The following is a 473-nucleotide window of genomic DNA, read 5'->3' on the forward strand; positions in this document are numbered from 1 at the left end:
TTATTTCAGCTAAGAACATACGAACACCTGACATCAATATTGACATACCTGCTACAAATGTAAATGCCTCTATAAGTGGGAAAACTAACCAATGCGTTGAGCCAGCAATTTCTTGAGTAAATGCTTGACCAGCTTTTAATGTTGCAATATAAAATAAGATTAACATAACTATGGATAGACCCATTAAGAAATCTCTGAATATTGATAACCATTTAGGAAATTCTATAGTTTCTGTTGTATCATCTTTATGCTTCGAAAATAAACGCCCAATATAACCTGATAGACCCTAACCAATCATGTTAAAGTGACCAATGGCTTGTTCGTCACCACCTGTTAATTCACGCATAAAGGGTTGACAGAATTGAGGTAGTGCAGCAGACATAAATCCTAAGATAGTTCCACCTATTAAAATAGTGATTGTATTATCGAATCCATGTGCTTTCATGATTAAAACTAATACACAAGAAAAGAAC

At 34.0% G+C, this 473-nt stretch carries 1 pseudogene; it reads right to left on the bottom strand.

The annotated features are described in order from the left end of the window. Positions 1 to 445 (bottom strand): annotated as a pseudogene (locus K0040_RS20095) (PTS transporter subunit IIC); the annotation flags it as partial. Positions 446 to 473: the final 28 nt, after the last annotated feature.

It is taken from the genome of Terrisporobacter petrolearius (assembly GCF_020748185.1).
GTDB classification, from domain to species: Bacteria; Bacillota; Clostridia; order Peptostreptococcales; family Peptostreptococcaceae; genus Terrisporobacter; species Terrisporobacter petrolearius.